The sequence below is a fragment of the Streptomyces boluensis genome, assembly GCF_009908195.1.
GTDB lineage: Bacteria > Actinomycetota > Actinomycetes > Streptomycetales > Streptomycetaceae > Streptomyces > Streptomyces boluensis.
Window position 1 is genome coordinate 1 of record NZ_JAAAHS010000297.1, and the last position, 9750, is coordinate 9750.

Here is a 9750-nt window from a genome sequence, read left to right on the forward strand (position 1 = left end):
GAGACAGACCCGGCACCTATTTGCGCAGGTCACCCCCTTTGCCCGGGGTCCCGGCGGTCCCGCCAGGTCACAATTGGGGGCGCGCGTGCCGGCCGGGGCCGGGTCCCCTCTATCGTTACTGGCCATGTGGCCAGGACAGCAGCCGCCCGGGGGCGAGCAGAACCCGCAGGACCCTAACCAGAACCCGTATCAGCAGTCGGGTTACCAGCAGCCCACCCCGTACGGGCAGCCGGGCTATCAGCAGCCGGGGACCCCTCCGCCGGGCGCCCCGCAGCAGCCCGGCACTCCCCCACCCGGCCAGTACCAGCAGCCCGGCACTCCCCCGCCGGGCCAGTACCAGCAGCAGCCCGCGCCGCAGTGGAACGTGCCGACGAACCCGCTGGGCGTGCCCGAACCGCCGCGCGACAACCGCCGGAAGACCACCATCACGGCCGTCGTCGCGGCCACCGCCGTGGTCATCGCGGCCGGCGTGACGGGCTTCCTCGTCCTCGGGAACGACGACGAGGACACCGGGGACGAGGCCAAGGCGCCCTCGAAGAAGCCCACTTCGTCGGCTCCGCAGACGCCGACCGAGGAGCCCTCGCCCAGCCAGGAGGGCCGCGGCAACGGGCCGGACCTCGAACCGGTCATCCCCGGCTGGCAGGTCGTGGTCAACCCCAAGCGCGGCACCGCCTTCGACGTACCGCCCGGCTGGAAGATCAACAACCCCGAGCGGCAGACCACGTACATCGACGAGAAGACCGACGACCCGGTCACGTCGATGACGGGCGTCGCCGAGTACAAGCCCGAGTGGTGCGAGTACGACGGCGACAAGGACGGCACCAAGGACTCCTGGAAGCTGGCCGGTGCCGGTACCAAGGGCGCCAACGGCGCCAAGGACACCGGCGAGGCCGCGCAGAACACCGTCGGCTGGTGGGTCTACGGCCCGTACACCCAGCCCAGCCAGAAGATCATCGGCCTCTCCAAGCCCTCGAAGTACAAGTCCAAGGTCACCGGCCTCTCGGGCAGCATCGCGTACGCCGAGTCGCAGGGCGTGCCGAAGTCCAAGAACCCCTGTGCCACCGAGGGCAAGGCGCTGTCGTTCGGCTTCAAGAACAAGGCCAACGACTACGTCGTGTGGTCGATCTACGGTCCCAAGGACGTCAAGGACGAGGTCGACGACGCCACCATCAAGAAGATCCTCAGCTCGGTGCGGCTCGCCGGAATGCCGCAGGGCTGAGCCCGGGTCGCACTGGTTTGGCAGGTCGGGGGCGGTACGGCGATAGTTCACCGGTGGACAGAGCCGTGACGCCCCGACTGCGCCGCCCCAGCTGGGCCGGTCGCAACTACAGCCTGCTGACCGTGGCCGCGGTCGTCACCAGCCTGGGCAGTCATGGCGCCCTGATCGCCGCGGCCTTCGCGGTCCTGGAGACCGGCGGCGACGGCGGCGACGTGGGGCTCGTCGCCATGGCCCGTACGATCCCGCTGGTCGTCTTCCTCCTGGTCGGCGGAGCGGTCGCGGACCGGCTGCCGCGGCACCGCGTGATGGTCGCCGCCAACGCCCTCAACTGCCTTTCCCAGGCCGCCTTCGCCGCCCTCGTACTGACCGGTGAGCCGGCGCTCTGGCAGATGATGCTGCTGACCGCGCTCGGCGGCACCGGCCAGGCCTTCTTCAGCCCGGCCGCCGAGGGCATGCTGCTCTCCAGCGTCACCGGGGAGCAGGCGAGCCGGGCGTTCGCGGTGTTCCGGATGGCGATGCACGGGGCCGCGATCGGCGGTGCGGCCCTTGGCGGCGCGCTGATCGCCGCCATCGGGCCCGGCTGGGTGCTCGCCGTGGACGCCGCGGCCTTCGCGGTCGCCGGTGCGCTGCGCGCCTTCCTGCACGTCGGCGAGGTCCGCGAACGCGCGCCCGGCGGCGGTGTCCTGGCCGATCTGCGGGACGGCTGGCGCGAGGTGATCGGCAGGCCCTGGCTGTGGACCATCGTGCTGCAGTTCTCCGTGGTGACCGCCGTCGTGGGCGCGGCCGAGGCGGTCTACGGTCCGCTGGTCGCACGGGACGAACTCGGTGGCGCCGCGCCCTGGGGCCTGGCCCTCGGCGCGTTCGGCGCGGGCACCATCGCGGGCGCGGTCCTGATGATGCGCTGGAAGCCGCGACGGCTGCTGCTCGCCGGTTCGCTGTGTGTGTTCCCGCTCGCGCTGCCGTCGGCGGCGCTCGCCGTGCCGCTGCAACTCCCGCCGCTCGCGGCCGTGATGTTCGTCAGCGGTGTCGCCATCGAGGTGTTCGGGGTGTCGTGGATGACGGCCCTGCACCAGGAGATCCCCGAGGACAAGTTCTCCCGGGTCTCCGCGTACGACTGGTTCGGCTCCATATCCCTCGTACCGCTCGCCACCGCCCTCGCGGGCCCCGCGGAGAGCGCGTTCGGCCGGCAGAACGCGCTGTGGGGGTGCGCGGGCCTCGTCGTCCTGGTGACGGCGGCCGTCCTGTGCGTACCGGACGTACGCACCCTGCGGCGCCGCGACGAGAACGTGGTGGCGGGAGACACCAGCGCACGCGGCACGGAACGGACGCCCGCCGCGAAGACCGCCGAGGACCCGGCGACCTGACCTCCGTGTTCCCGTGAATCCCGGCAGAACCCCTGTGAATCCCGGCCGAACCCCTGTGGATCCTCAGCCGATGCCGAAGGACCCGCCGGGCGGTTCCGGTGACGCCACCGCGTCCCCCTCCGCCACCGGCCGCGCGTCCCCGGTGAAGCGGCGCAGCGCCTCGCCGTGAGTGACCCGCGCCGGGAACACGTCGGCCGCGGTACGGCGGGCGAGGGCCGAGGTGTCGAGCTCGCGGTGCGCGGCGACGAGTACGGCGTTGCCGAACCTGCGGCCGCGCAGCACGGCGGGCTCGGCGATCACCAGAAGTTCCTCGAACACCGCCCGGAACGTGGCGAGTTGGGACCGCAGGAAGGTGAAGGGGGCGCTGTCCGCGAGGTTGGCCAGGTAGATCCCGTCCGGCCGCAGCACCCGTTCCGCGTGCCGCGCGTAGTCGAGCGTCGTCAGATGCGCGGGCACCCGGGAGCCGCCGAACACATCGGCCACGAGCACGTCCGCGCTGTCCGTCGGCGCATCCTCCAGCCAGCCGCGGGCATCGGCGCGGTGCACGCGTACGCCCGCGTCGTCGGCGAGCGGCAGCTCCTCGGCGATCAGCGCGCTCAGCCCGTGATCGGCCTCCACGACGTCCTGGACGGAGCCGGGCCGGGTGGCGGCGAGATAGCGCGGCAGCGTGAGCGCGCCACCGCCGAGGTGCAGCGCGTCCAGCGGGCGGCCCGCGTCGGCGGCCAGGTCGAGCACGTGCGCCAGCCTGCGCGCGTACTCGAACTCCAGGTGCGTCGGATCGTCCAGGTCCACATACGACTGCGGGGCGCCGTCGACGGTGAGCAGCCAGGCCCGCGGCCGGTCGACGTCCGGCATGAGCTTGGCGACGCCGTGGTCGACGTCTCGGGTCACGGGTATGGGCTCGTCCACGCCCCCATTGTGCCGTCGCCTGTGCACCGCTTGTGCCGTCGCCGGTACGCCCCGCCGCCCGGCCCTGCCCTCAGCCCTTCCAGATACGGGCCACCTCGTCGACGTGCGCGGCGGCCTGGGCGAGACCGGCGCGGGCCGCGGGTGCGCGGCGGGTCGGGTCGAGGGTCTTGCGGCCGAAGGCGCGCTTCGCGTCGGCGTCCGGGGTGATGAGGGTGACCCGCGCACCGGCGGCGGCGAGCGCGTCGGCCTGCTTGCGCGGCGACGGCAGCGGGCCGCCGCCCGCGGGTTGCGGGGCGAGGACGACGACGCGGGTGTGACCGGCGGCGAGTTGGGCGTTGGCGCAGGAGTGCACGCCGCCGTCGATCCACTTGCGGCCCTCGATCGTGACGGCCGGCCACACACCGGGCACCGCGCAGCTCGCGGCGACGGCGTCCACGACCGGGACGCCGCTGTCCGCGTCGAAGGCCCGAAGCGCGCCGGTGACCGCGTCCACCGCGGTGACGAGCAGCCGCCGCTCCGGCCAGACGTCCGAGACGAGCCGCCCGGCGATCACCTCGCGCCGCTCCGCCTCGTCCAGGGTGTCGGCGGCGAGAGCGAGCGCGCCGAGCTTCTGCCCGTACGCCTCGGGGTTGCGCGAACCGAGCACGGCACGGACGTACTTGACGATCAGCGCGGCGCCGAGGCGGCCCGGGATCTCGCCGGTGGGGTCGGCGAGCTGGCGCGTGTACAGCTCGGGCAGTGTGAACCGGCCGGAGGTGAGCTGGGCGCCGACCACGGAACCCGCCGACGAGCCGACGACGAGGTCCGCGTCGCTCAGGTCGACCCCGGCCTCGGCGAGCCCGTGCAGGATGCCGATCTCCCAGCCGACGCCCGCGAGTCCGCCCGCTCCGAGCACCAGTGCCGTGTCCGCCATGGCCGACCGCCTCTCCTCCGTGCCGCCCGCGCACCACCGCGCGGGCGGAGGACTGCAGTCTGTCGGACGGCGCCGTGCCCGCACCCTGTGGGGTGGCCCTCACGGGGTGCGGGCACGGCCGGGTCAGCCGACCTCCGTCACGGTGCCCGCGCCGACGGTCCGGCCGCCTTCGCGGATCGCGAAGCCGAGCCCCGCCTCCAGGGGCACGTCACGGCCGAGCTCGACCGTCATCGTGACGGTGTCGCCGGGCCGGGCGACGGCCGTTCCGCCGAGGTCGACATCGCCGACGACGTCCGCGGTACGCAAGTAGAACTGCGGCCGGTACCCGGTCGTGACGGGCGTGGTCCGGCCGCCCTCGCGCGCCGACAGGACGTACACCCGCGCCGTGAACCGGCGCGCGGGCGTGACGCTGCCGGGCGCCGCGACGACATGTCCGCGCCGCACCGCGTCCCGGGGAACGCCGCGCAGCAGCAGCGCCACGTTGTCCCCGGCCTGCGCGCTCTCCATCGGCCTGCCGAAGGTCTCGACGCCGGTGACGACGGTCTCGGTGTCCGCGCCGAGCACGTCGACACGGTCACCGACGCGTACGGTGCCGCGCTCGACGGCGCCGGTGACGACGGTGCCGCGGCCGGTGATGGTGAGCACGTTCTCCACGGGCAGCAGGAACGGCGCGTCCACGTACCGCTCGGGCATCGGTACGTACGTGTCCACCGCGTCGAGCAGCGCCTCGACCGACGCCGTCCAACGCGCCTCGCCCGCAAGGGCCTTGAGCCCGGACACCCGCACGACGGGCACGGAGTCGCCGCCGTACCCGTGCGCCGACAGCAGCTCGCGCACCTCCAACTCGACCAGGTCGGTCAGCTCCTCGTCACCCGCGTCGGCCTTGTTCAGCGCGACGACGATGTGGTCGACGCCCACCTGACGGGCGAGCAGCACGTGCTCGGCGGTCTGCGGCATGATCCCGTCGACCGCGGAGACGACGAGGATCGCCCCGTCGAGCTGGGCGGCGCCGGTGACCATGTTCTTCACGTAGTCGGCGTGGCCCGGCATGTCCACGTGCGCGTAGTGCCGGGTCTCCGTCTCGTACTCGACGTGCGCGAGGTTGATGGTGATGCCGCGCTGCGCCTCCTCGGGGGCGCGGTCGATCCGGTCGAACGGGACGAACGTGCCGGAGCCGCGCTCGCTGAGGACCTTGGTGATGGCGGCGGTCAGGGTGGTCTTGCCGTGGTCGACGTGGCCCATGGTGCCGATGTTGAGGTGCGGCTTGGTGCGTACGTATGCCGTCTTGGGCATGGCGGGACTTCGCTTCCTGGTTCCCTGCGGTGATCGCCCCGTCGGCGGCCGTGGCCGTGCCGCGCGGGACGTGGACCCCTGGGTCCTGCCGACCCTCCCCCTGAGGGGTCCGCCGGAGTGTCCGGGGAGGGTCAGCTTCGGGCGCCGTCGAAGGGGACGCCCGCCAGGCGGATCAGGGCAGCCTCGACCGCGCCCGCGACTGCGGGCGTAGCTGCGAGAGAGGCGTGCCGGAACATGCGCCCGATCATGCCGCCGCCACGCGCGCGTGGCGAACGATTTTCCGCACGGCGGGAGTTGGACCGCTCAGGCCCCGACGTTCTTCAGCGCTTCCCGCACCGAGAGCGGAGCGAGCCGTTCCCGGTGCGCGGCGACGAAGGACCGGACCGCTTCCGCGTCGGTCTTCGCGTACTCGCGCAGGCTCCAGCCGATGGCCTTGCGGACGAAGAAGTCGGGGTGGCCGGCCTGCCGCAGGCAGTAGCCGAAGAGGCGCTCGGTGTCGGTGGCGTCCTTGAAGCGCAGCTGGTGCAGCAGGGCGGTACGGACCACCCACAGGTCGTCGTCCTCGCTCCAGCGGTCCATGGTGCGCTTCAGGCCGTCGTCCGCGGCGACGAGCCCGCCCACCACATGCGCGGCGAGCGCGTCCACGGTGTCCCACCAGGACACGGTCGTGACGAGGTGCCGCACCACGGGCAGGAACCCGGAGGAGCAGCGCCGCACATGCCGCCGCAGGAAGTCGACGGCGAAGTAGTGGTACTCACGCTCCGGCAGCCGCCAGCAGCGCAGCGCGACCGCCGCGCAGTCCGCCTCGTCCGGCCGCGGCAGCCCGGTGAGCACGGTGCGGGACAGCGCCCGCCGCTCCGCCGTCATGATCCCGAGGAACGGGGCGATGTCCTTCATGTACGCCTTGAGCGGCACCGCCCGCCCGGGGTCCGCGGCCCCCGCGTACGCGACGACGAGCCGGCCGAGCACCTCGTCGGCGAGTTCACTCACCGGCACCGGCGGCGGGCCGGAAGGCTCTGTCACGCGCATGAGACGCACCATACGGCGATCACACATATATGTCGGTTAGTCTCCCCGGATGTTCGACCCCGTGCCCCGGTCCGCGGCCGCCGCCCACCCGGGCCTCGCCGTGCGCTTCGGCCGCGTCCTGCTCGCACCGCGGTCCCGCCTCGCCCTGCTCGTGGCGCTGCTCGCCGCGGCGGGTACGAGCGTCCTGATCCTCGAACCGCAGCGGCTGCTGGCCGACGGCTGGCCGCCCGCGCTGAACGGTGCGGCCGCGGTGGTCGTCTTCGCCGTGGCGTACGGCCTGTGCACCGCGGCGTTCGTGCCGCGCCCGCTCCTGAACCTCGCCGCGGGTGCCCTCTTCGGCTCCCAGGCCGGACTCGCGGGCGCGCTCGCGGGCACGGTCATCGGCGCGGGCATCGCCTTCGGCCTGGGCCGGGTGCTCGGCCAGGACGCGCTGCGGCCACTGCTGCGGGGCCGGGTCGTGCACGCGGTGGACGGCCAGCTCAGCCGGCACGGCTTCCGTTCGATGCTGGCCGCCCGGCTGTTCCCCGGGGTGCCGTTCTGGGCGGCGAACTACTGCGCGTCGGTGTCGAAGATGGGCTGGTTCCCCTTCCTCCTCGCCACCGCGATCGGCTCGGTCCCGAACACTGCGGCGTACGTGGTGGCCGGCAGCCGGGCCACGGCCCCGACCTCGCCCGCGTTCCTCGTCGCGATGGGCTTCATCGCGCTCACCGGCCTGGCGGGCGCGATCGTCGCCTGGCGCAAACGCCACAAGCTGCGCGGTACGAGCGAGGGTTGAGCGCGTCCGGGCCACGCGCGTACCCGCCGACGCCCGCGCGCGTACCCCGCCGATGCCCGCGCGCGTACCCCTCAATGGCCGCTGTCACGGCTGCCGCTACGCTTCCCGGACAAGAGCAAGCGTCCCGGACAAGAGCAAGAGTCAGCGCGAGTACGATCGCACCGCACTTCGACCGTCCATCCACTCAGGGGCTCTGACCTGCCAGCCCGCTGGTCAGTCCATGATCAGCACGCGAATGGTTCCAGTAACCCATGTCTTGGTTCGAATCCTTCATCCTCGGACTCGTCCAGGGGCTCACCGAGTTCCTCCCCATCTCCTCCAGTGCCCACCTGCGGCTCACCGCGGCGTTCGCGGGCTGGCACGATCCGGGTGCGGCGTTCACCGCGATCACCCAGATCGGTACGGAGACCGCGGTCCTCATCTACTTCCGCAAGGACATCGCGCGCATCATCTCGGCGTGGTTCCGCTCGCTCACCGACAAGGCGATGCGCGCTGACCACGACGCCCAGATGGGCTGGCTGGTGATCGTCGGTTCCATCCCGATCGGCGTGCTCGGCATCACGCTCAAGGACCAGATCGAGGGCCCGTTCCGCGACCTCCGCCTGATCGCGACGACGCTGATCGTGATGGGCATCGTCCTCGGTGTCGCCGACCGGCTCGCCGCCCGCGACGAGATCGGCGGCCGCCACCGCGCGCTCAGGGAGCGCAAGACGCTCAAGGACCTGGGCGTACGCGACGGTCTGATCTTCGGCGTCTGCCAGGCCATGGCCCTGATCCCCGGCGTCTCCCGCTCCGGCGCCACGATCAGCGGCGGCCTCCTGATGGGCTACACCCGCGAGTCCGCGGCCCGCTACTCGTTCCTCCTGGCCATCCCCGCGGTACTCGCCTCCGGCGCGTACGAACTCAAGGACGCAGGCGAGGGCCATGTCTCCTGGGGCCCGACGATCTTCGCCACGATCATCGCGTTCGTGGTCGGCTACGCGGTGATCGCCTGGTTCATGAAGTTCATCACCACGAAGTCCTTCATGCCGTTCGTCTACTACCGCATCGTGCTCGGCATCGTGCTGTTCATCCTGATCGGCATGGGCGTACTGAGCCCGCACGCGGGGGAATCGGCGGGCTAGGGGACGTCGTCCCCTAAGGGCGGGGCCAGGCGCGCTACTTCACCGCGCCGACCCAGTGCATGCCGTCGTAGTCGAGGCCCGGGGTCACCTCCAGGTCCACCGTGTTCAACTGGTCACTGGGCACGTCGAAAGCGAACTCGGCGGTGCCCGACGAACCGGGTGAGACGGTGCCGGTGATGCCGCCGCCGAGCTTCCCGTCGAAGATCTGCTCGCACGTCTCGCCGTCGGCACCGGACTTGACGTTCACGGTCATGAGGATCGCCTTGAACGGCTCGTCGGTGCCGTTGTGCACCTTGATCTTCCACTTCACGGCCTGGTTGCCCGGATCGTGCCCGATCGAGGTGTCGGACGGCGTGAACCGCACCGGCTGCGAAGCGGTGACGGCAAGGCCGTCGTCCCACTCCAGCGTCTCGCCCCAGGCGGCCACGTCCTTGGCAGGCGCCGCCGCGGCGGTCACCGTACCGGCGCTCACTCCCAGCAGGCAGGCGGTCATCGCAGCGGCCACCGGGAGCCTCGCCGCCACGGTCGCGCGTATCCATCTCATGTCTTCAGCATCCGCCGGATGGTGCGCCGGGTCGACCGGAGAGGCCCTCCGGAGACGGCGTACGAAGAGGCCCCCTCGCCGTCCGCGAGGGGGCCTCTTGTCGTGCGTGCCGCTCAGCACCAGGGTCGGAGCCGCTGCCCGGGGAGGTGGAACCGAGCTCCCACCCTGGCCGGTCTGCCCAACGAGGGGGTTCGGAACATGACACGGACACGTGTGCACTCTGCACGAGTTGGACACAACCGGCCGGTCCAGTACGGCCCTTGAGGCGAGGGCGCCCCTGCCGGAGGTGCTCGCGCAGGCCGACCCCTGGGCGCCGAGCGGCCCGGCCGGCGGCTGCTGCGGCACGTAACTCCCCCGCGCCACCGGGTCGTTGCCTCAAGATCACAACATCTCTACCGTGATCCCCGCGTATCGACCTTCTCGGTACGCATCATTCAGATCTGGGGAAACGGAACGAATGACGCGCATCACGACCACCGTCGCCGGGCTCGTCGCCGCCGCGACGCTCGCCGCACTCGCCGCCCCGGCACCCGCCGTGGCCACCACCACCCCGGCCGCCCCCGGCCGCCAGGCCCTGGCC

Annotated in this window: 9 protein-coding genes; 4 read left to right on the top strand and 5 right to left on the bottom strand. The window is 72.3% G+C overall.

Going from position 1 to position 9750, the window contains the following annotated elements; genetic code table 11:
- The first annotated feature begins 124 nt into the window (after positions 1 to 124).
- Positions 125 to 1219 carry a DUF8017 domain-containing protein gene (locus GUY60_RS28195; protein WP_161702807.1) on the top strand — a complete coding sequence of 365 codons (1095 nt, stop codon included), beginning with the start codon at positions 125 to 127 and terminating at the stop codon, positions 1217 to 1219.
- Between the two features lie 53 nt (positions 1220 to 1272).
- Entirely contained in the window at positions 1273 to 2583 is a 1311-nt protein-coding gene (locus GUY60_RS28200) for an MFS transporter (protein WP_187370146.1), read from the top strand.
- A gap of 63 nt (positions 2584 to 2646) precedes the next feature.
- On the opposite strand, the gene GUY60_RS28205 is transcribed toward GUY60_RS28200, so the two are convergent.
- The 4 genes from GUY60_RS28205 to GUY60_RS28220 form a co-directional block, all read right to left on the bottom strand.
- Complete coding sequence (locus tag GUY60_RS28205; RefSeq protein WP_187370147.1) at positions 2647 to 3492, bottom strand: spermidine synthase; 846 nt, start codon at positions 3490 to 3492, stop codon at positions 2647 to 2649.
- A gap of 70 nt (positions 3493 to 3562) precedes the next feature.
- On the bottom strand, positions 3563 to 4405 hold the full coding sequence (locus GUY60_RS28210) for a patatin-like phospholipase family protein (protein ID WP_161702811.1): 843 nt from the start codon (positions 4403 to 4405) through the stop codon (positions 3563 to 3565).
- A gap of 123 nt (positions 4406 to 4528) precedes the next feature.
- Positions 4529 to 5698, bottom strand: a complete 1170-nt coding sequence (gene tuf, locus GUY60_RS28215) for an elongation factor Tu (protein ID WP_161702813.1) — start codon at positions 5696 to 5698, stop codon at positions 4529 to 4531.
- A gap of 303 nt (positions 5699 to 6001) precedes the next feature.
- Positions 6002 to 6727 (bottom strand): DNA alkylation repair protein, encoded by a 726-nt coding sequence (locus tag GUY60_RS28220; RefSeq protein WP_161702815.1) that lies wholly within the window; start codon positions 6725 to 6727, stop codon positions 6002 to 6004.
- Positions 6728 to 6776: 49 nt separating this feature from the next.
- Here GUY60_RS28220 and GUY60_RS28225 point away from each other — a divergent pair, with 49 nt between their 5' ends.
- A complete protein-coding gene (locus GUY60_RS28225) occupies positions 6777 to 7502 on the top strand; it encodes a TVP38/TMEM64 family protein (protein ID WP_161702816.1) in 726 nt (241 codons plus the stop codon).
- Positions 7503 to 7753: 251 nt separating this feature from the next.
- Entirely contained in the window at positions 7754 to 8626 is an 873-nt protein-coding gene (locus GUY60_RS28230; protein ID WP_161702818.1) for an undecaprenyl-diphosphate phosphatase, read from the top strand.
- A gap of 34 nt (positions 8627 to 8660) precedes the next feature.
- Here the strand turns inward: GUY60_RS28230 and GUY60_RS28235 are convergent, their stop codons facing one another.
- A complete protein-coding gene (locus tag GUY60_RS28235; RefSeq protein WP_161702820.1) occupies positions 8661 to 9170 on the bottom strand; it encodes a DUF4352 domain-containing protein in 510 nt (169 codons plus the stop codon).
- Positions 9171 to 9750: the final 580 nt, after the last annotated feature.